The organism is Leuconostoc sp. LN180020, from assembly GCF_014844115.1.
Lineage (GTDB): Bacteria > Bacillota > Bacilli > Lactobacillales > Lactobacillaceae > Leuconostoc > Leuconostoc citreum.
Genome location: NZ_CP039736.1, coordinates 1697820 through 1720846, shown reverse-complemented (window position 1 = coordinate 1720846; position 23027 = coordinate 1697820). Strand labels below are relative to the sequence as shown.

Below are 23027 nucleotides of genomic sequence, written 5' to 3'. Positions count from 1 at the left end.
CTATAACTAATGCTGATGGTACACAATATAGTTCGTCTGTTAGTGTAACCGTTGGTAAAGGCTTGGAAGATCAAACTGTTGTTGAAAAACAAACTGCTACATATGAAGTCAAAGGACTTGATATTCCCAGTGGTGCAACAGTTACATATGAGTGGCACAAAGTGTCTGCTCTGAATGGACAAGATACGACTGTAGGAACATCTTCGATTGGTCAGTACACCACTTTACCAACAACAATGGCAAACAATGGTGATAAGTACTATGTAAATATCACTGTTTCTTCTAATGGACATACAGAAACGATAAGTTCAAACCAAGCAAACCTAACTGTGTTATTTGACTCTAACTCAGCCAGCATTTCTGAATCTACCTCGACTAGCACAATAGCATCAGCTTCAACGAGTGCCTCAGAATCAGCCTCAACAAGTACTTCAGAAAGTGCCTCAACAAGCGTTTCAGAATCAGCTTCAACGAGTGCCTCAGAGTCAGCCTCAACAAGTACTTCAGAAAGTGCCTCAACAAGTGCCTCAGAGTCAGCCTCAACAAGTACTTCAGAAAGTGCTTCAACGAGTGCCTCAGAATCAGCTTCAACAAGTACTTCAGAAAGTGCTTCAACGAGTGCCTCAGAATCAGCTTCAGAAAGTGCTTCCACAAGTGCGTCTGAATCAGCTGCAATAAGTACTTCAGAAAGTGCCTCAACAAGCGTTTCAGAATCAGCTTCAACGAGTGCCTCAGAGTCAGCCTCAACAAGCGTTTCAGAATCAGCTTCAACGAGTGCCTCAGAGTCAGCCTCAACAAGTACTTCAGAAAGTGCTTCAGAAAGTACTTCAGAAAGTGCTTCAGAAAGTGCCTCAGAATCAGCTTCAACAAGTGCCTCAGAGTCAGCCTCAACAAGTACTTCAGAAAGTGCTTCAACGAGTGCCTCAGAGTCAGCTTCAACAAGTACTTCAGAAAGTGCTTCAACGAGTGCCTCAGAATCAGCTTCAACAAGTACTTCAGAAAGTGCTTCAGAAAGTGCTTCAGAAAGTGCTTCAGAAAGTGCCTCAGAATCAGCTTCAACAAGTACTTCAGAAAGTGCCTCAACGAGTGCCTCAGAATCAGCTTCAACAAGTACTTCAGAAAGTGCTTCAACGAGTGCCTCAGAATCAGCTTCGACAAGTGCTTCAGAAAGTGCTTCCACAAGTGCGTCTGAATCAGCTTCCACAAGTACTTCAGAAAGTGCTTCAACGAGTGCCTCAGAATCAGCTTCAGAAAGTGCTTCAACAAGTGCGTCTGAATCAGCTTCAACAAGTACTTCAGAAAGTGCTTCAACGAGTGCCTCAGAATCAGCTTCAACAAGTGCTTCAGAAAGTGCCTCAACAAGCGTTTCAGAATCAGCTTCAACGAGTGCCTCAGAGTCAGCCTCAACAAGTACTTCAGAAAGTGCCTCAACAAGTGCCTCAGAGTCAGCCTCAACAAATACTTCAGAAAGTGCTTCAACGAGTGCCTCAGAATCAGCTTCGACAAGTGCGTCTGAATCAGCTTCCACAAGTACTTCAGAAAGTGCTTCAACGAGTGCCTCAGAATCAGCTTCGACAAGTGCGTCTGAATCAGCTTCCACAAGTACTTCAGAAAGTGCTTCAACGAGTGCCTCAGAATCAGCTTCAACAAGTGCTTCAGAAAGTGCTTCAACAAGTGCGTCTGAATCAGCTTCAACAAGTACTTCAGAAAGTGCTTCAACGAGTGCCTCAGAATCAGCTTCAACAAGTGCTTCAGAAAGTGCCTCAACAAGCGTTTCAGAATCAACTTCAACGAGTGCCTCAGAGTCAGCCTCAACAAGTACTTCAGAAAGTGCCTCAACAAGTGCCTCAACAAGTGCCTCAGAGTCAGCCTCAACAAGTACTTCAGAAAGTGCTTCAACGAGTGCCTCAGAATCAGCTTCAACAAGTGCCTCAGAGTCAGCCTCAACAAGTACTTCAGAAAGTGCTTCAACGAGTGCCTCAGAGTCAGCTTCAACAAGTACTTCAGAAAGTGCTTCAACGAGTGCCTCAGAATCAGCTTCAACAAGTACTTCAGAAAGTGCTTCAGAAAGTGCTTCAGAAAGTGCCTCAGAATCAGCTTCCACAAGTACTTCAGAAAGTGCCTCAACGAGTGCCTCAGAATCAGCTTCAACAAGTACTTCAGAAAGTGCTTCAACGAGTGCCTCAGAATCAGCTTCGACAAGTGCTTCAGAAAGTGCTTCCACAAGTGCGTCTGAATCAGCTTCCACAAGTACTTCAGAAAGTGCTTCAACGAGTGCCTCAGAATCAGCTTCAGAAAGTGCTTCAACAAGTGCGTCTGAATCAGCTTCAACAAGTACTTCAGAAAGTGCTTCAACGAGTGCCTCAGAATCAGCTTCAACAAGTGCTTCAGAAAGTGCCTCAACAAGCGTTTCAGAATCAGCTTCAACAAGTACTTCAGAAAGTGCTTCAACGAGTGCCTCAGAATCAGCTTCGACAAGTGCTTCAGAAAGTGCTTCCACAAGTGCGTCTGAATCAGCTTCCACAAGTACTTCAGAAAGTGCTTCAACGAGTGCCTCAGAATCAGCTTCAGAAAGTGCTTCCACAAGTGCGTCTGAATCAGCTTCAACAAGTACTTCAGAAAGTGCTTCAACGAGTGCCTCAGAATCAGCTTCAACAAGTGCTTCAGAAAGTGCCTCAACAAGCGTTTCAGAATCAGCTTCAACGAGTGCCTCAGAGTCAGCCTCAACAAGTACTTCAGAAAGTGCCTCAACAAGTGCCTCAGAGTCAGCCTCAACAAATACTTCAGAAAGTGCTTCAACGAGTGCCTCAGAATCAGCTTCGACAAGTGCCTCAGAATCAGCTTCAACAAGTACTTCAGAAAGTGCTTCAACGAGTGCCTCAGAATCAGCTTCGACAAGTGCTTCAGAAAGTGCTTCCACAAGTGCGTCTGAATCAGCTTCCACAAGTACTTCAGAAAGTGCTTCAACGAGTGCCTCAGAATCAGCTTCAGAAAGTGCTTCAACAAGTGCGTCTGAATCAGCTTCAACAAGTACTTCAGAAAGTGCTTCAACGAGTGCCTCAGAATCAGCTTCAACAAGTGCTTCAGAAAGTGCCTCAACAAGCGTTTCAGAATCAGCTTCAACGAGTGCCTCAGAGTCAGCCTCAACAAGTACTTCAGAAAGTGCCTCAACAAGTGCCTCAGAGTCAGCCTCAACAAATACTTCAGAAAGTGCTTCAACGAGTGCCTCAGAATCAGCTTCGACAAGTGCGTCTGAATCAGCTTCCACAAGTACTTCAGAAAGTGCTTCAACGAGTGCCTCAGAATCAGCTTCGACAAGTGCGTCTGAATCAGCTTCCACAAGTACTTCAGAAAGTGCTTCAACGAGTGCCTCAGAATCAGCTTCAACAAGTGCTTCAGAAAGTGCTTCAACAAGTGCGTCTGAATCAGCTTCAACAAGTACTTCAGAAAGTGCTTCAACGAGTGCCTCAGAATCAGCTTCAACAAGTGCTTCAGAAAGTGCCTCAACAAGCGTTTCAGAATCAGCTTCAACGAGTGCCTCAGAGTCAGCCTCAACAAGTACTTCAGAAAGTGCCTCAACAAGTGCCTCAACAAGTGCCTCAGAGTCAGCCTCAACAAGTACTTCAGAAAGTGCTTCAACGAGTGCCTCAGAATCAGCTTCAACAAGTACTTCAGAAAGTGCCTCAACAAGCGTTTCAGAATCAGCTTCAACAAGTACTTCAGAAAGTGCTTCAGAAAGTGCTTCAGAAAGTGCTTCAGAAAGTGCCTCAGAATCAGCTTCAACAAGTACTTCAGAAAGTGCCTCAACGAGTGCGTCTGAATCAGCTTCAATAAGTACTTCAGAAAGTGCCTCAACAAGTGCCTCAGAGTCAGCCTCAACAAGTACTTCAGAAAGTGCTTCAACAAGTACTTCAGAAAGTGCTTCAGAAAGTGCCTCAACAAGCGTTTCAGAATCAGCTTCAACGAGTGCCTCAGAGTCAGTCTCAACAAGCGTTTCAGAATCAGCTTCAACGAGTGCCTCAGAGTCAGCCTCAACAAGTACTTCAGAAAGTGCTTCAACGAGTGCCTCAGAATCAGCTTCAACAAGTGCTTCAGAAAGTGCCTCAACAAGCGTTTCAGAATCAGCTTCAACAAGTACTTCAGAAAGTGCTTCAGAAAGTGCTTCAGAAAGTGCTTCAGAAAGTGCCTCAGAATCAGCTTCCACAAGTACTTCAGAAAGTGCCTCAACGAGTGCCTCAGAATCAGCTTCAACAAGTACTTCAGAAAGTGCTTCAACGAGTGCCTCAGAATCAGCTTCGACAAGTGCTTCAGAAAGTGCTTCAACAAGTGCGTCTGAATCAGCTTCCACAAGTACTTCAGAAAGTGCTTCAACGAGTGCCTCAGAATCAGCTTCAGAAAGTGCTTCAACAAGTGCGTCTGAATCAGCTGCAATAAGTACTTCAGAAAGTGCTTCAGAAAGTACTTCAGAAAGTGCCTCAACAAGCGTTTCAGAATCAGCTGCAACGAGTGCCTCAGAATCAGCTTCGACAAGTGCGTCTGAATCAGCTTCCACAAGTACTTCAGAAAGTGCTTCAACAAGTGCGTCTGAATCAGCTGCAATAAGTACTTCAGAAAGTGCCTCAACAAGTGCCTCAGAATCAGCTTCGACAAGTGCGTCTGAATCAGCTTCAACAAGTACTTCAGAAAGTGCCTCAACGAGTGCGTCTGAATCAGCTGCAATAAGTACTTCAGAAAGTGCTTCAACGAGTGCCTCAGAATCAGCTTCAACAAGTGCTTCAGAAAGTGCCTCAACAAGCGTTTCAGAATCAGCTTCAACAAGTACTTCAGAAAGTGCTTCAGAAAGTGCTTCAGAAAGTGCTTCAGAAAGTGCCTCAGAATCAGCTTCCACAAGTACTTCAGAAAGTGCCTCAACGAGTGCCTCAGAATCAGCTTCAACAAGTACTTCAGAAAGTGCTTCAACGAGTGCCTCAGAATCAGCTTCGACAAGTGCTTCAGAAAGTGCTTCAACAAGTGCGTCTGAATCAGCTTCCACAAGTACTTCAGAAAGTGCTTCAACGAGTGCCTCAGAATCAGCTTCAGAAAGTGCTTCAACAAGTGCGTCTGAATCAGCTGCAATAAGTACTTCAGAAAGTGCTTCAGAAAGTACTTCAGAAAGTGCCTCAACAAGCGTTTCAGAATCAGCTGCAACGAGTGCCTCAGAATCAGCTTCGACAAGTGCGTCTGAATCAGCTTCCACAAGTACTTCAGAAAGTGCTTCCACAAGTGCGTCTGAATCAGCTGCAATAAGTACTTCAGAAAGTGCCTCAACAAGTGCCTCAGAATCAGCTTCGACAAGTGCGTCTGAATCAGCTTCCACAAGTACTTCAGAAAGTGCTTCAACGAGTGCCTCAGAATCAGCTTCAACAAGTACTTCAGAAAGTGCTTCAACGAGTGCCTCAGAGTCAGCTTCAACAAGTACTTCAGAAGGTGCTTCAACGAGTGCCTCAGAGTCAGCTGCAACAAGTACTTCAGAAGGTGCTTCAACAAGTGCCTCAGAATCAGCTTCCACAAGTACTTCAGAAAGTGCCTCAACAAGTGCTTCAGAATCAGCTTCAATAGTAAAGCCTTCAGAGTCAACATCAACAAGTACTTCTGATGATGATTCTTCTTCAACCAATTCTTCTGCATCAGAGTCAACTGCAAATATTCCTAATAAGGTTAAGCAAAGCAGCATATTACCAGAAACTGGTGAAAGTGTCGCATCAGTAACGGGATTAGTTGGATTAGGATTGTTAGCTATTCCTATTGGGATTAAAAAGTCTAAGAAAAAAGGAAAAAACTAATTAACTAAACATAAAGAATGTCGAAAGATTATTCTTTATGGTACATAAAGATTATTAAAAACGTCATGAAGTTTGATAGTTAATTCAAAATTGTAAGAGCGTTAATTGCTATATATTACATCAATTTTATGCTTAAGGTTGGTCGAATAGTGTCAAGCACAGGTTAATTGAGGTTAGTGCAATAGTATTATATTTAAAAAAGAAAATTTCCTAAATTAGGGAAGAAATAGTTGGTAATTGTTTTGAGTAGTAAAAGTGATACAGTATTAGTGGTAAAAAAAGTTATATATACAGCGCTGATTTTATTTATATTTGTTCTTGGTCGGCACATATTAATTCCAGGCGTTGATACCAAACAGATATTGGCATTTAGCAGTGATCCATACTTGTTTCAATTTGTTAGTGGTGCAACAGGTGGTGATTTGAGCACTTTGTCCTTATTTTCATTGGGGCTAGGTCCGTGGATGTCAGCGGCGATATTGTGGCGTATTTTAACACTGGGTAAAAAAACAGAGTTAAAAAAGTTGCCAACGGAAAGGGCTTATATATTTAAAATAGTCATAGCTATCATCATTGCAACGGTACAAGCATTAGCTATAAGCACAAATACTGCTGTAGTCAACGCAAATATTTTTTGGGCACAGAATAAATTAACTAGCACGGTCATTGTTACATTGATTATGACAACTGGTTCGGTATTTTTAATTTGGTTGTCAAATATGAATGATCAATTAGGCATTGGTGGCCCAGTTGTCTTAATTTTAGCAGGTATGTTGATTCGATGGCCGGCGATTGCGACGCAATATGTTATTGAAACTTTTAGTGCCGGTATTGAGATGGTAGACATGATTAAAATAGTAATTATTATTTTAGGTGTAATCCTGTTAATTCGCTTATCAGTCACGATGCAGAGAGCAGAATTACGTCTGCCAATAAAAAATATTTTGAGTGATAATGATTTTAGTTCGAAGACCTATTTGCCGATTCAGATTAACCCAGCAGGCGGGATGCCTTTGATGTATGCTATGACGTTAATTGTATTACCGCAGTATCTTTTACAATTGTTGAATTATTGGTTTCCTAAAAATGATATTTTGACGTTATTAATTAAAAATTTCAGTATTTCAGAGCCAATGGGTATTACGGTCTATATTTTGATTTTAGTCATTTTATGTGTTGGATTTGCGTTCATTAATATTGATCCTGAACAAATTAGTGAAGATTTACAGCAAGCTGGCGATTACATTGAAGATGTTACGCCTGGGAAAAAAACAAAAGAATATCTGACTCAAATTGTTTTCAATTTTTCAATGATTGGGGCGGCTTACATTTGTCTGATAGCAGGCTTCCCATTGTATCTTGGTATAGGAAATCCCGATGTTACACAAGTGGTTTTGGCCACTGGGACGGTTATTATTCTAGTTAGCATGGTTACCAACATCAACGATCAAATCCGTGCATTATTAAACAAACACAACTATGATAGTTTGTTAGATTAATACTGTTATATAGTTTAAGCGAGGGAAAAGGCATGTTTTACTTTGTACCATCTTGGTATAAGAACCAATCAGAGCTGTTATTTGATGATACAGTGAACCAAATTAAAATGTTTTACGCGAGTGGGGAAATACCTAAAATAGTCATGCTTAACTACGCCCCTCAGTTACCTTTTTTGCTGCATCAACAAGAGTTATTTGAGATAGATTACTGGTCCGCGTTTGATGAAATACAAATGACAAATCATGTCAACGACAAGTTGTTAAATATAGCGGACTTTTCGTGGCCAAAGGATGCAGAATTCATCTATACACCATTTAATGTCAATGTTATGAGTCAAAATACGCTGTTTGCACAGATTTCTTTTGGTACCGGTGGGTACATCACAGCAATTGATTTTTATGACAAGTTACAGATATCAAAGCGGATAATGATTGATGTTCGTGGATTTGTGTCAAGTATAATTTATTTCGAACAAGGTCAACCACGGTATCAAGATTACTTAAGTCCAGCCGGTGTTTGGCAAATTAGGCAGAACTTTGGCAATGAAATATTCAAAATAGAGGTTAATACAGCAGTGATTAACCGTTTTAAACAACCTGTGTATGTTAATATGGATGAGTTACTCTCAGAAGTCGTGGATAACTATTTCAATCGGCAACAGAAATCAGAAAACGATGCACTTATTATTGCTGCGGATATGCGGCACAATAAATTGCTTCTTCATCTTCATTGCCGTCCTGATAAGGTGGTGTTATCTCTTTTTAAAGACCGCTTTCCTTATGCAGAGAATATGATTGCTTTCCTTGATGAATTAAAATTTGTTAGTTTAGTGGTTGTGGATACACAAGAAAAAGTGACGCAAATCACAAAACAATTAGTAGCTTATCAGTATCCAAAGCAAGAGACAGTTGGTAGAATAGCACATCTTTCACCATATGACACACGTTTTGAATTGGGTCGTAGTCAACAATCACGAAATTTAGATGTTTTGATTAAGGCATCTCAGTTTAGTGAATCCGAAAAAAATAGCATGAATGATATTTTAGATTATATGTTAAACAATGTGTCAGTGAAGCTTTTTATTGCCACAAATAATCAGAATAAAAATGAATGGGATAATTACATCAGACAATATCTATCAATATATTTTCACGTCACTGAAGAAACAATGACAAGTTGGTTAACAGAAAATAGTGACGATACAGCCGAAAACAGTATCAATAAAGCACCACTGGATGATGTCGACTTAAATACTGTTTCAGCTAAATTCATTTATCAACGGATAAGTATCAATGTGTTTTCAGATGAAAATAAGATTATAAAACTTTTCGAACATATTCGATTGATTATCGATCTTAATCCTTTTCCGGATGTTTTTATTCAAATTGCGGGTATTAGTGCAGGGATACCACAAATTAATATGTCTATTTCAGATTATGTTGAAAATCGAAAAAATGGCTTTGTTATTGATGAAAACAACACATTAAACGACGCACTCGACTTTTATCTAAAAGGATTAAAAAATTGGAATGAGGCCCTAATATATTCTGTTAAAAAAATCGAAAAGTATAATAGTGGTGCGATTGTTAATCAATGGCAGGAAATGTTAGGTAATCATTATGCATAAAGAAAAGATGACGGTTTTACAAGTAGGATTAGTCACTTGGGAAGATAAAATCGAACCCTTCAATAATATTCTAAACTGGGTATTTAGTGATAATATTGAGACGATTATCCAGGAAGACGATTTAGAGTCACCCAAGACGTTTGATGTTATCTTATTGACCTCGGATGTTGACAACATAACATTGCAAGACTATCAACAGTTATTGAACAGAACGGAACCTTATGCAATTATTTTTGATGCTAAAATTGAAACATCAAATCCTGATTTAGCAACTTATCTAAAATCTAAATATGCCCAGTCGATTGATATGACTAATCAGGATAGCGTCATATATGATCTTACTAAATACTTCTTTAAGGGCCAATATGGTGATAAATTAAAGATAAGTGATTTGCAAGTTTCACCTAATTTCAGTGGTAGTGTACAGTATCTTGGAAACATTGGTTTAGAGTTATCTGCTGATTTTGGTCAAAATTTTCAGCCCGTTGTTTCTTGGCGTTACAATATCATGGGGAGCGCTGAATTTAATCAAGAAATATGGCTAGAGTATCAGGCGGATTCATCCATTCAGACGCAATTATGCGTTTACTTAATTCAGGGTGGCACATCAAATATAATCAACCAGTGGGTAACTGACGAAAGCAGTAGTCGGAAGCCAATTGTGATAGAGACACATGATGATAGTGAGTATTATTTAGCTGTTTCTTTAAAGGCAAAAGGACAGGGTGAATTAACTGTTGGCAACATTCATAGTCGTCGGTCGAGAAAAGACTACGGGCAACTAATTTTGGGTGGGCAACGACATGTTGATGAATGTAATCAAGAGATATTCTCTTATTTTCATCCTGGCAACATGAAACCGCCCCTAAATGTTTATTTTTCAGGGTATCGTACGGCAGAAGGATTTGAAGGATTTTGGATGATGAAGAAACTTGGTCATCCTTTCTTGTTAATTTCGGATCCTCGTTTAGAGGGTGGTTCATTTTACCTTGGATCAAAGCAATTGGAAGATAGTATTATCAATGTGATCCATGAAAAATTAGATGAGCTAGGGTATACAACTAATCAACTGATCATGTCTGGTCTATCTATGGGAACGTTTGGGGCACTATATTATGGTAGCCAGATACAACCACGTGCAATAATTGTCGGTAAACCATTAGTCAATTTGGGTAATATTGCACGCAATGAAAAAATAGTACGGCCCGGTTTATTTGGTACTTCACTTGATTTGTTATTGTCAATGACAGGCGGAACGACGCAAGAGCATGTTAATCAATTGAATCAACGTTTTTGGCATATTTTTAATCAAGCGGATTTTGATAATACGTTATTTGCCATTGCGTATATGAAAAATGACGATTACGATCAGACGGCATATACGGATATATTAGATGAATTAAGCACGAGTCGGGCCGTTGTCATTGGTAAGGGCATTAATGGCCGACATAACGATGATTCGTTCGCTGTTAATCAGTGGTTCATCTCACAATTTCAGCGAATATTAACTCAGTTTTTTGATGGGGGTAACTGAATCATGGATCAGAATACAATTATTTATTGGCAACATGACGCGGGAAATACTTATTTATATGGTTCAAAAATTACTTATTTAGATACAAATCATGTGTTGTTTGAAAATGAGTTATTTCCCAGTGGCGCAAAAATTCATGCTTGGCAATCACAGGGAAACTATCAAGCGCAGCGCATGTCAGTACAATTACCTATTTTGAGGCGTGACCACAGTTACCGCTTATATATTGATGCACTTGCTGTACCTAAAAAAACATTGTTTGTTCAAGTAACGTTTTATGATCGTTATGATACAGTTATTGATCAAGTTATTATCAAAAAACAAGAACAGTCTTTCATCTACCCAAAACAGGCATTTTGGTATGAAGTGGCGTTGATTAATGCAGGGCTGAGATCATTAGATTTCTATAACATTAGAATCGCTGAAGAGAGCGAAAGCAAAGATAATTGGCGTGCGCAAGATGGTCTGTATTTATCGCATATAAAAAACACGACACCAGATGCCACTGTATTAAATATTATATTTAATGAACCGGTCTCAGGAAGCATGCGTTATGTACCAAAAAATATTGTCAATGAATTACATGATGTGATGGAATTGACGACCAGTCGAATTTCAGATACAAGTTATATCCATGAAAATGATGCTAAACTTTTCATGGATTGGTGTTATCAGCTCAACGAACAATATGAAATTAGGCATATTAATCTTATTGGTTATGGTTCAATTTCAAATCAGGCGGCGCTTTATTTTGCCAATAAATTTCAATATAGCACCGCATATCTGACAGCTAATGCGGAAAGCACATTACCCGTTAATGATAGTCATGAAAAAAATCAATATGTGATTTACGATGAACGCAACCAGAACAAAAGTCTATTGCCTAACTTACCAATTGACGTCACAAATCGGTTACAGAATGTCATTAGTTACATAAAATCTTGAGAGGAGACTCTGTGTCTAATCTGAATAAGCAACGCCTCAGACAATTAAATAAAATATTGAAGCAGGTGAATAAATGGCAATCAAAAATTGCTGAGATGAGCGACACCAAATTACAAAACCAAACCCAGTTATTCAGGCAGCGCTTAAAAAATGGGGAAACGCTAGATAAGTTACTACCTGAAGCGTTTGCTACAATACGAGAGGCAGATAAACGAATTTTGGGGAAGTTCCCATATGACGTTCAGGTTATTGGTGGCATTGTACTTCATCAAGGCAATATTGCTGAAATGAAGACAGGGGAAGGCAAAACATTAACAGCCACTTTACCGGTATATTTAAATGCTTTGACGGGTCAGGGCACAATGGTTATCACAACTAACAGTTACCTTGCCATTAGAGATTATAGTGAGTTACGTTCAGTCTATGAATGGTTGGGTTTGTCAGTGGCCGTTGGTGTGAATGAAGATCCTGACTACGAATTTAGTGTATATGAAAAATCACAAATGTATCATGCTGATGTGTTGTACACGACAAATGATGCGGTTGGTTTTGATTATTTACAAGAGAATCTTGCAAGCAACAAAGAAGATCAATTTTTACGTCAATATAATTATGCTATCTTAGATGAAGTTGATGCGATTTTGCTAGATTCAGCGCAAATGCCATTAATTATTTCTGGTGCGCCACGTGTGCAATCAAACTTATTTGAAATCGCAAATAAGTTTGTCATGACCTTAGATGCCGATGTTGATTTTGAAATGGATGATGAGAAAAAACATGTGTGGCTCACCAGTAATGGCATCGAAGCAGCACAACGATTTTTTGAACAAAAGTTTCTGTTTTCAGCTGAAAACTACTTAGTTATACGGCATATTCAGTTAGCATTACACGCAAAAATGTTATTCGAAAAAAATGAAGATTATGTTATTGATGATGACCAGGTCAAATTATTAGATGATAAAAATGGCCGTATCATGTCTGGCACGAAATTACAATCTGGCCTTCATCAAGCAATAGAGGCAAAGGAACATGTTCCCATTACCCCACAAATGCGCGCGATGGCATCAATCACTTATCAAAATTTATTCAGAATGTTTAAAAAATTAGCGGGCATGACAGGTACTGGGCGACATGATGAAGAAGAATTTATTGAAACGTACAATATGTCTGTTACCGTTGTACCAACACATAAACCAGTTATCAGAAAAGATTATCCTGATAAAATTTATACAACGTTACCGGAAAAACTATATGCATCTATAGCACTGGTTAAACACTGTTATAACCGCCAACAGCCGGTCTTGCTAACAACCGGATCAGTTGAACTCTCAGAAATATATTCTCAAATGCTTCTGAAAGAAGGTATTGCACATAGTGTGCTGAATGCTAGGAACGTTGCCAAGGAATCAGCAATTATTTCAGAAGCTGGCCAGTTAGGATCGGTTACTGTGGCAACTGTAATGGCAGGCCGAGGGACGGATATTAAGCTAGGTCCTGGTGTGGCTGAACTGGGTGGTCTTGCCGTCATTGGGACTGAACGTATGACAAGTAAAAGAATAGACCAGCAGTTAAGAGGGCGCTCCGGACGTCAAGGAGACCCAGGGTTTAGCCAATTTTTTGTTAGCCTTGAGGATGATATTGTGATTCAACGTGGGTCTGAGAAAAGTCATCGTTATTTACGAAAGCATAGTTCAGATGTGAATATCAGCCAACCTAAAGAATTGAAACATATGTGGTTTAGAAAAATTATTGACCGGGCCCAATTCAGTGAAGAAAGCCAAGCAAGATTATCTCGACTTAATACACTTCAGTTTGATGAAAGCGTGCGTATTCAAAGAAATATTGTTTATCAAGAAAGAGCACGATTGATTAATAATCACGAGTTGCTGGACGATACAATTATGGGCATGACCAACCGGGTTATCACAGACTTTCTAAATGTAACACCCAATTTAACCGAACAAGCTTTGAGCCGATTTATTTTGGATAACATTAATTATAATTTGAAGAATACGGATAATATTTTAAGTTTGAAGCAAAAAGAAGACGTTAGACATGAGTTGTTGCTATTGGTTCAAAGTATTTTACGGGAAAAAGCGAAGCTACTGCCTGAAACTTCTCAAGTCGTTGAATATCAACGGCTAACAATGTTGAAGGCATTGGATGTTTGTTGGATTGAACAGGTGGACCACTTACAACAATTACGTACTATTGTAGTGAATAGACGCTTCTCACAACATAATCCTATTTTTGAGTATCAAAAAGAAGCAAAACTCTCATACAATGAAATGAAAAAACATTTAGATCAAACAATTTTACGAAATGTGATGTTGACAGAAATAACACACGGAAAGAATGGCGAAATCTTGCTATCATTTCCATAATTAATTAAGGAGAAGTTTTAGAAATCATGAGAACCCATATTACGAATTTGTATGGTCAAGCACCGCAAAGCACAGCGTTAATTGCACAAAACATGGTGGCAGATGTTGCTAAAACATTAGGGTTTAACGAAATCGGCATCTATTCATACCCGGTTCATACTGATACTGACTCCGAAGTTCGCAAGAGAATAGATGGCATGATTGCAGGAGTTGGTGCTGATGATCTTGTCGTCGCACAATTTCCAAGTTGGAATTCAATTGAATTTGATGACCTATTAGTGAATAAATTATTGTCGTATTCGGAAGTGAAAGTTGCGATTTTTATTCACGATGTTATTCCGTTAATGTTTGAAAATAATTATTATTTAATGGGTAAGTTTATTGCACTTTGCAACAAATCAGAAGTTATTATTGTACCAACAGAAAAAATGTTAAATCGTCTACGAAAAGAAGGTTTAACGGTATCCAAGGTAGTGATTCAAAATCTCTGGGATCATACAACAGCCATTCAATACAAACAACCGAAATTTAGCAAACTAATCAATTTTGCGGGAGCTGTAACAAGATTTCCTTTTGTGAAGGACTGGCATTATCAAACACCATTAAGAGTATTTTCGAATATTGATGAACCAGTGACAGCACAAAACGTTGAATTTTCGGGTTGGATACCTGACGATGAAATGATGCTGCAATTATCTCAGGGATTTGGTTTGGTTTGGAGTGAACAAATTGAAAATCAAAACGAAAGAGAATATTCAACGTATAATCTATCCTATAAATTGAGCACATATTTGGCTGCAGGTATACCACTTATTGTGAATCGCGGTATATCCACGCAAAAATTTATAGAGGATAATCACTTAGGTTTTGTTGTGGATTCACTCTCAGAAGCTAGCGAGATCGTTCAAAATATGACGGAAAAAGAATATGCTGACTTGGCTACTAATGTTAAACAAGTGAGCTATATAATTCGTAACGGTTACTTTACTAAAAAATTATTGATTGATACAGTGCATGCAGCATTCACAAAATAATTGTTAGGAGTTAATATGACGATATATAACATAAATTTAGGCATTGGTTGGGCCAGTAGTGGTGTTGAGTATGCACAATTGTATCGTGCAGAAGTATTGAGAAGAACTAATCAGCAAGCAAAATTTGTTTTTCTAGATTTTATTTCAAATAACAATATTGCCAATCTCACTAAAAACATTGGCTTTCGTAATGATGAGGTCATATGGTTATATCAGTATTTTACAGATGTACCGGTAAGTCCAACAACATATTCGCCAGAACAATTGGAAAAGACATTTAGTTATCCAATTACTCGCGTCGAAAGACAAGAACATCTCATTCGTTATTTTTTTGATGACCAAGAAATGATGGCCACGGCATATCTAGCAAAAAACAATGATTTAGCGGTGGAGAGAGTTGAGCTAGTTTCACGAGGAAACTTGATTAGGAAAGATTTCTTTGTTGCAACGCGACTGTTTGCTGAATACTATTCACCAAGAGATAACCGTGCCTACCTTTATCAAAGAAAATTTTTCAACTTAGATGGTTCTGTTGCTTATGAAGAGATTATTGATGGTGATAATATCATGTATCGTTTTAGGGAACAGGTGTTTTATAGCAAAACTGAATTTATTGCTTATTTTTTAACCTGTCTTAAGTTATCTTCTGAAGATGTTGTCATTTTGGATCGCGCCACAGATATTGGAAACACTGTAATCAAGCACAGTAAACCAGCTAAAATTGGGGTGGTTGTGCACGCGGAACACTACAGTAAAAACTATACTGATAGTCATCACATTTTGTGGAATAATTTTTATGAGTATCAATTTGATCAGGCACGACATGTTGATTTTTTTGTGACAGCGACGCGTGCGCAAATGGTTGTCCTTAAGAGACAGTTTGAACAGTATACGCTGGATAGACCACGCGTATTTGATATACCAGTTGGTAGTTTATCGATGCTGAAAAAACCAACTTCAAATCGCACAAAGGATAGTTTAATCACTGCCTCTAGGTTGGCCGGAGAAAAACATGTTGATTTGTTGGTGTGGGCAGTTATCGAAGCAAAAAAGCAGATTCCTAATTTAACATTTAGCATTTATGGGACTGGTGGCGAAGAAGCAAAAATTGCAAAAATAATCTCAGACAACCATGCGGAAAACTATATTAAATTAATGGGGCATGCTAAGCTTGATGACATTTATCAAACGTATGAGGCATACATATCTGCTTCAACAAGCGAAGGCTTTGGTTTAACGTTGATGGAAGCTGTCGGATCTGGGCTGCCTATTGTAGGCTTTAATGTGCCTTATGGGAATCAAAACTTTATTATGGATGGTGAAAATGGTTATCTCGTACCATATGATGAAGAATTCAAGCCAAAGGACTTGATTACCTATTTGGCTGAGGGAATTATGAAATTGTTTTATGAAGATAAGATAATGCAATTTTCACAAGCATCATACAAGCTTGCAGAGTTGTATTTAACGTCTGAGGTACAGGAAAAATGGGAAAATACTATTAGAGAGGTCATTAATGATTAATTTATTCGATAATTATCAAGAGGCCAGCCGAGACTTACATCAATCATTAATGTCAGCTGGGTATAATCAATTAACTGTTGTAGTGAACGAAAACGGTTTTTTACCTGATAATGTGACATCACCATTTGCTTATTTTACTGAAATGTATGAAACTGAGGGAAAACCGTTATACTTTAATCAGGTATTGCGACCAGATTACTGGGAAGTGAGGGGCACGAATAGCGAAGCGACTATTTATGATGAAAATATAAAACGAGCAAATATAATTTATGAGCCAACTATGCTGAATCAACGTATTGTTCAGCGTGTTGAGTGGTTAGATACTAATAATAATATCCGAAGTGTTGACTATTATAATAAAAAAGGGTGGCGGTATGCTCAAACGAGCTACAACCTTGGTTTTCAACCAACAATGACCTCATATTATAATCAAGATGGTCAAGAAGTTATTGTTGAAAATTACACGACGAAAGATATTATTCTCAATATCCAAAAGAAAGTGATTATATTTCAATCACGTATTACTTTCATCAATTATTTTTTAAAGCAGTTTGTTGGTAAAATTGATAGAATAATTTATAATTCGTTGTCAGTACCTTTTCTTGTGTCATATAATATGAGTGAGCCAGGGGATGATATTTTATTCTGGCAAGAAAAGATTTCTGAAAATGGCGAATTACCAGGAAATATGGTTGCTTTACTGGAACAAGATGGTCGTACTAAAAAGATAATTATTCAAGATGAAGCACAATATAAGTTGATAATCAACACGCATCCAGATTTGGCGGATGCTTTTGAATATGCAGGTATAATTTACCCAATTAAGCATAAAACTGTATCATCAGCAAATTCTAATGCGCTGGTTTTAACAAATTCTGATCAGATAGAGCAACTGGAACAGCTAGTTATTGGATTACCACAAGTTGATTTTTACGTTGCTGCGTTAACAGAAATGTCCGCGAAGTTAACAAAAATGTCAGAATATAGGAATGTAAGACTTTATCCAAACGTCAATTATGAACAGGTAGACCGGTTACTTCAATTATCAGATTTCTATGTAGATATTAATCATGGCTCAGAAATTCTGGCGGGCGTTCGTCAGGCATTTTTAAACGACCTATTGATTTTGTCCTTTGAGAATACTATTCATAACCAACAGTTTATATCTAAGGAAATGGTCTATAAAAATGATCAGGTCTTACAAATGATTGAGACCATAAAACAATGTGTAGATGATAAAGACTATACACATTTGTTGTTAGACAAACAACATCAGCATAGTAACCAGAGCAGTATTGACACCTATAAAACTATACTAGGTTAAGTAAGGTTCAAAGAACGGTAAAGTATGAATAAAGATGATTTAATTCAAAAAAAAATCGACGAGCGATTGGAAAAAGCAAGACATCACGCGACCAATAATATTAAAAAAAAATCAGCTAATAAGATGCAGATAGTTTTTTCTGCATTAATGGCTATTGGTGTATTAGCAGGGCTAATAGCTATTTTAGTTCAGGTGTTTTTACTCAGGTAATATTTATTATAAAAAGAAAGCAATAGAGTCAATGGTACAACTAACATTGTTTGCAAAAGAAAACACGAACATGGATAGTATTTTAAGTCACTACAATTATTTATTTCTGATTTTTGGTTGCACACTAATACTTGTTTTTCTTATCAAGTTATTACAGCAAAGGCTTAAACACGTATTAAATGCGCTGTATGTAGCAGTCATTACAGCCTTTTTAGTTATATCTTTTTCTAGTTTTGCGGTTTTTTTATATCAAAAAAATGTTTTAAACGTTAGTGATCAAATACGTGATGTAGTTCGGAAAAACAACAGAGCCAAGACTAATAGACTAATTGCTCAAGACAAGACTTCAGTTACTGAGATTAAAGCAATGGTGATGCGCGAGGCTCAAAAATATCATCAATTAAAAAAACAAGGGTTTGTCTCTATACCTAATCAAAGTATTTTGCTCCCAATATACAATGACGCATACTCAAATACAGGACTAAATGCAGGTGCCAATTATGCTAATCGGTCACAAGATGATCCTCAAGGTGAAAAACTGCCAATTATGGGCCAAGGAAACTATGGCTTAGCGGCGCATAATTTTAATGACGGGCACACGGGATTTAGTGGACTACAGGAGTCGACAAATCACGATAAACCTTATTTTGAAAATGGGCAGTTGAAGAAGTCTTGTTGGCTTAACGGGGCAGATGTTTTGTTGGCGAATAACCTTGGGATATATCGGTATGTTATCGATGGGCAAGATACGGTGAAAGAAACAGATACTAAAATATTGAATGCTACGCAAACGCCAAAATTGACAATTATCAGTTGCCTCTTTCCTGCAGTAAAGTATCGTATTATTACAAACGCAAAACTAGTAAACACATATACATGGTCACATGCACCTAAAAAGTACATTGATCAGTTTAATTTAAAAATTCAGACGACAAATGCGCATGTAAACTGGTACAATCCTGGTGTTGAAGAGGGGGCTAATGGTGACGCTGGTGGTACAAAGAAATAGTAAACATAAAAAAGGCACAGCGACAGGTCGTGCCTTTTTTATGTTTTTATAATGGCTGAATCCATGTATTTTGTGCCCCAGATTTAGTAAGTGCATTGGCAATTGTGATTGCTTCATCATTATTTTTAGCCAGAGCAAACATTGCGCCACCAATGCCTGCACCCGTCAGTTTTGCGCCTAATGCACCAGCATGAATTGCTGCATTAACTAAATTATCTAGCTTTGGATGGGATATACCTAATGACTGTAACTCATGATGGGCAGCCGTAAATAGTAAACCAGCATGCTCTGGCTGATTCTGAGCTAAGTCGATACGCACTTTTTCAGCGATCTTGCCGAGATGGGCAATTTTTTGCCAGGTTAAGTCATAATCGCTGTCTAGATTACCTTTTACAATATTGACAGCATGCATGGTTTGACCATGAATACCAGTATCGGCAACCACGAGGGTGCCTGTTAATGACATTTTGAAGGGGGTTGGTAAATCATTTTTAACAAACCAGATGGGATCTGTTGAATTAACAGTTGCTGCATCAAGTCCGGAAGCTGAACCATGAGAAATGCTTTCTTCAAGGTCCGTAAAATATTTTAATTGCTCGGGAGATAAGGGTGCATTAGCAAAGTCAAAAAAAGCCTTTGTAATAGACGTTGCAAAAGCAGCCGAAGCACCAAAGCCTCGTTCTTGTGGGATATTTGTATCGATTTCAATCGTGAATGGTGCTTTTTGTAGTTGAAAGTGTGTAATTAAGCGTAAAATTAATTGCCGTAAGCCTTCGACGTTAGCGCCGAGTTCATCAAGGCCACCATGAAACGTATTGCTTTCAATTGTTTGCCCAACAAAAGCGGGTTGAATGGTTGTTGTGACGGTAAGATTTGTTAACGGGATGGCGATTGCGGGCTGGTTATATACAACAGCATGCTCACCAACTAAAATTATTTTGGCATGGGCTTTACCAACACCAATCATTTGACTGATCATGTTTTTTCTCCAATTTGTCCTACACTATTGTACCGCAAGATAGTAAATAGTGTAAAATGATAGAAGAATAGCGTTGTTAAGTTTAATCTAGGTGATTTGTTTAGGTGAAAGTTAACAGCGCTATTCGAAAATAACATAAAAGAAAGGTGTTTTTATGAACGCCAACAAAACATTTGTGGTTGTTGATTTAGAAACAACAGGGCAAAGCGTCGCGAAGGGTGGTAGAATCATCCAAATTGGGATGACCTTTATTAAAAACCGTCGAATCATTGATCATTTTGAATCATTTGTTAACCCAGCACAACCAATTGATCGTAATATCCAACAGTTAACGCATATTTCTCAAAAAGAAGTCAAAAATGCGCCTTATTTTGAAGAAATCGCGCCTGTGATTCAAAATCTATTGACAGATACGGTAATTATTGCCCATAACGTGAATTTTGATTATCCTTATCTCAATGATGAGTTTGCACGTACCGGTTTTCCTGAGTTAACAAATGCTGCAATTGATACGGTGCAATTAGCACAGATTTTATTGCCAACTGCACCGGGATATCGTTTACTGGATTTGACAACCTATCTCAATATTACTTTAAATAATGCTCACCGTGCCAATGCAGATGCGCATGCTACTGCATTACTATTTCTAAGTCTGTGGCAACGTGCAGAGCAACTACCGACATTAGTATTACAGCAGCTACAAAATGGTAATTGGCCATTACTGCGTCAAACACAGGCATTTTTGCAACTTATTAAAGCAAAGTCAAAAAGATCAGATATCGAAGTTGTTTCACAATTGGCAGTTAAAAAGCCAACGCCAGTTATTGAGAGTGGCCCACAAAAATTGCCGGTATACCCAACGACTGCCCAAGACAAAGCTGCGCAGTTTGGGCATTGGCTCACACCAAAGGAAGCTCAAAATGAGCTAATGAATCGGGTAAATGTTTTTATATCGAAACGAGCGGACGGCATTTTAACCATGTTAACGGCGCCTAAAATCGGTAAAACATTGGGTTATTTAGTCCCCTTATTGTTAAATGCTGCATCAAAGCCTTTAATGCTGTTGACTAATGATGAAAGTTTACAAATACAGCAACGCGAGTTAGTACAAAAAATTGCTAAGCTACTTGATATTCGTGTCCAAGTTGCTACGCTATATGATGCCTCAGACTACATTGATGTTGCTATCTTTAATCAATTATGCCAACGTACTGAAGATACGGCACAAGTACAATTTTTTAAAGCACGAGTATTAGTTTGGCTGACGCAAACCAATACTGGCTTATTACATGAAATTCAAGTTGGAGCCAGTAACATACCCTTGATTGATGAAATACGCAGTGACGCGTCAGGTCTGTTTTTTAAGCGTGCGCAAGCGACTGTTGATGCCTCGGACGTGTTAATCATGAATTTTGAGACATACTTTAACCAAGCCAATACATTATTAACAGCACGTCATCTAAAAAAATGGCCCGTGGTCACGATGGAGACGCCGAACCAATTTGTTAGTGATTTAGAAGCGTTTTATTATGTTAGCATTGATCTTAAAGCCTTGCAAAATAGCTTAAAAAGTATTGTTAATCAGGAAATTGTTGGTTTAACACACAAGCAACGATTGTTTATCAAACAAAGTGTTGGTGAGGCTTTAAAGCTTATTCGTCAGATTTATCAATCGCAACACACAGTGACAAATTTAAAACGAATAGAACGCCTATTGATTATTATCTCGCGCTTATCGGAAGTCTTGCAAATTAGTGGACACAGTTCATTACCGCGTGAATGGCAAAGTGTGAAGCAACAGTTAGCTAAGGTAAGAAGATTACAACAGCAAACAGTAATTGAAAATCAAATCGATGAAACGTTAGTAAACGATCAAAAAGCCATTATTTATCACTATCGTGTACCAATTACGTATGCCTATCACAATATGTTTATCAACCACATTCATAAACTATTGGTCATCAGTGAGTATTTGGATACTAAAATTAGCGAATTTTTACGTGATACACCTGAAAATATGACGGTAGAGCGTGACTTTATTCATAATGATACGCAAGCCATCAGTTTAGTTCAACTTGGTAAAACATCACCGATACTTCATTTACAGGCGATGACACAAAAAAACATTGGTGAAATTGTGGTCATTGTACCTGATATAGAACGTGTGAATCATTGGTATCAAAAGTTAAGACATGTGATTACAACAGATTATAATCTGGTAGCTGAGGGCATTACAGGATCATTAGAAAAAATCCAGAGACAAAGTCACAGTGAACAACCCAATATCGTTATTTTGACGCCAAAAGTTTTAACCACAATGTGGCTCCGTGATCAAGAGTTGCCACGTATTGTCGTGGTACCAGAACGCTCTGTTTGGCAGCCGGTTTCCCGTTTGGCATTGGTCTTGACGGAAATGCAGCGTCATCCTGCCGCGTTATTGGTCACACAATTGAACGCCATGCAGCGTCATCGATTCAAATCACAACTGAAAATTATATCTAATTTGAATCATAAACAAAATTTGATAACACAGTATGACCATATTTTGAATGATTTTTGATATAATTAATCTAGTTATGCGTTGGAGGAAAAGATAAGATGATGCAATTTAGAGACGATATTCGAATTCGCCAACGTCAACGCCGGCGACATGTGCACTGGGCGCGTGTTTGGTTTATTATCGCTGGTATCGGTATCGTCATCGCTGCATTAGTTTTGGGCTATTTTTATATCGCTTTGTCACCTATAAGACAGGATGAAGACCGTTTACAGAAGTTGGTAAAAGCACATTCTGATATTGCTACCGTGCAGCAGGTCAGCGTTGATTATCGTAAAGGAACAACTTACGCAGTTATAGGGACAACAACTTCTGGTCATGAAAAAGTAGCCATTGTCCATGGTCAGTCGTCACAAGTTAAAACTTATGATAGGGCGGCTGGCTTATCCAATGACCAATTACGTCGTTTAATTTTAAAAACGTATCAGCCTAAAAAAGTGTATTCAGCTAATATTAGCGATTACAAAGGTGCATTGGTTTGGGAAGTGAGCTATCGTTCACAAAATAATAGTTTGAATTTTGTGACACTAGATTTTAAGACCGGTCAATCTTATCGTACAATTAATGGTTTGTAAGGG

14 protein-coding genes are annotated in these 23027 nt (G+C 38.4%); 13 read left to right on the top strand and 1 reads right to left on the bottom strand.

What is annotated here, in order from left to right:
• Positions 1 to 674: 674 nt before the first annotated feature.
• The 11 genes from FAZ25_RS08730 to FAZ25_RS08680 all read left to right on the top strand — a co-directional run bounded on the left by FAZ25_RS08730 (position 675) and on the right by FAZ25_RS08680 (position 18913).
• On the top strand, positions 675 to 5822 hold the full coding sequence (locus tag FAZ25_RS08730; protein WP_371812533.1) for an LPXTG cell wall anchor domain-containing protein: 5148 nt from the start codon (positions 675 to 677) through the stop codon (positions 5820 to 5822).
• Positions 5823 to 6064: 242 nt separating this feature from the next.
• Positions 6065 to 7321, top strand: coding sequence for an accessory Sec system protein translocase subunit SecY2 (secY2, locus tag FAZ25_RS08725; RefSeq protein WP_243236215.1), 1257 nt, complete (start codon positions 6065 to 6067; stop codon positions 7319 to 7321).
• Between the two features lie 32 nt (positions 7322 to 7353).
• Positions 7354 to 8949, top strand: coding sequence for an accessory Sec system protein Asp1 (gene asp1, locus FAZ25_RS08720; protein ID WP_192269514.1), 1596 nt, complete (start codon positions 7354 to 7356; stop codon positions 8947 to 8949).
• Positions 8942 to 10483, top strand: coding sequence for an accessory Sec system protein Asp2 (gene asp2, locus FAZ25_RS08715; RefSeq protein WP_192269511.1), 1542 nt, complete (start codon positions 8942 to 8944; stop codon positions 10481 to 10483). The genes asp1 and asp2 overlap by 8 nt, the downstream gene beginning before the upstream one ends.
• Positions 10484 to 10486: 3 nt before the next feature.
• Positions 10487 to 11428 carry an accessory Sec system protein Asp3 gene (gene asp3, locus FAZ25_RS08710; RefSeq protein ID WP_192269509.1) on the top strand — a complete coding sequence of 314 codons (942 nt, stop codon included), beginning with the start codon at positions 10487 to 10489 and terminating at the stop codon, positions 11426 to 11428.
• A gap of 11 nt (positions 11429 to 11439) precedes the next feature.
• A complete protein-coding gene (gene secA2, locus FAZ25_RS08705) occupies positions 11440 to 13812 on the top strand; it encodes an accessory Sec system translocase SecA2 (RefSeq protein WP_371812504.1) in 2373 nt (790 codons plus the stop codon).
• Between the two features lie 26 nt (positions 13813 to 13838).
• Positions 13839 to 14846 carry a sugar transferase gene (locus tag FAZ25_RS08700; protein WP_192269507.1) on the top strand — a complete coding sequence of 336 codons (1008 nt, stop codon included), beginning with the start codon at positions 13839 to 13841 and terminating at the stop codon, positions 14844 to 14846.
• Positions 14847 to 14861: 15 nt separating this feature from the next.
• Positions 14862 to 16370, top strand: coding sequence for an accessory Sec system glycosyltransferase GtfA (gtfA, locus tag FAZ25_RS08695; RefSeq protein WP_192269504.1), 1509 nt, complete (start codon positions 14862 to 14864; stop codon positions 16368 to 16370).
• Positions 16363 to 17694: an accessory Sec system glycosylation chaperone GtfB gene (gene gtfB / locus FAZ25_RS08690; RefSeq protein ID WP_192269501.1), complete on the top strand. Its 1332-nt coding sequence runs from the start codon at positions 16363 to 16365 to the stop codon at positions 17692 to 17694. The genes gtfA and gtfB overlap by 8 nt, the downstream gene beginning before the upstream one ends.
• A gap of 24 nt (positions 17695 to 17718) precedes the next feature.
• Positions 17719 to 17904, top strand: a complete 186-nt coding sequence (locus FAZ25_RS08685) for a hypothetical protein (protein WP_192269499.1) — start codon at positions 17719 to 17721, stop codon at positions 17902 to 17904.
• A 31-nt stretch (positions 17905 to 17935) separates the two neighbouring features.
• Positions 17936 to 18913: a class A sortase gene (locus FAZ25_RS08680; protein ID WP_192269496.1), complete on the top strand. Its 978-nt coding sequence runs from the start codon at positions 17936 to 17938 to the stop codon at positions 18911 to 18913.
• Between the two features lie 46 nt (positions 18914 to 18959).
• On the opposite strand, the gene mvk is transcribed toward FAZ25_RS08680, so the two are convergent.
• Complete coding sequence (gene mvk / locus FAZ25_RS08675) at positions 18960 to 19892, bottom strand: mevalonate kinase (protein WP_004904113.1); 933 nt, start codon at positions 19890 to 19892, stop codon at positions 18960 to 18962.
• 154 nt (positions 19893 to 20046) lie between these two features.
• Between mvk and FAZ25_RS08670 the strand changes: the two genes are divergently transcribed.
• Both FAZ25_RS08670 and FAZ25_RS08665 read left to right on the top strand, forming a co-directional pair.
• Positions 20047 to 22452 (top strand): exonuclease domain-containing protein, encoded by a 2406-nt coding sequence (locus tag FAZ25_RS08670; protein ID WP_192269494.1) that lies wholly within the window; start codon positions 20047 to 20049, stop codon positions 22450 to 22452.
• Positions 22453 to 22490: 38 nt separating this feature from the next.
• Positions 22491 to 23024 carry a hypothetical protein gene (locus FAZ25_RS08665; protein WP_004904109.1) on the top strand — a complete coding sequence of 178 codons (534 nt, stop codon included), beginning with the start codon at positions 22491 to 22493 and terminating at the stop codon, positions 23022 to 23024.
• Positions 23025 to 23027: the final 3 nt, after the last annotated feature.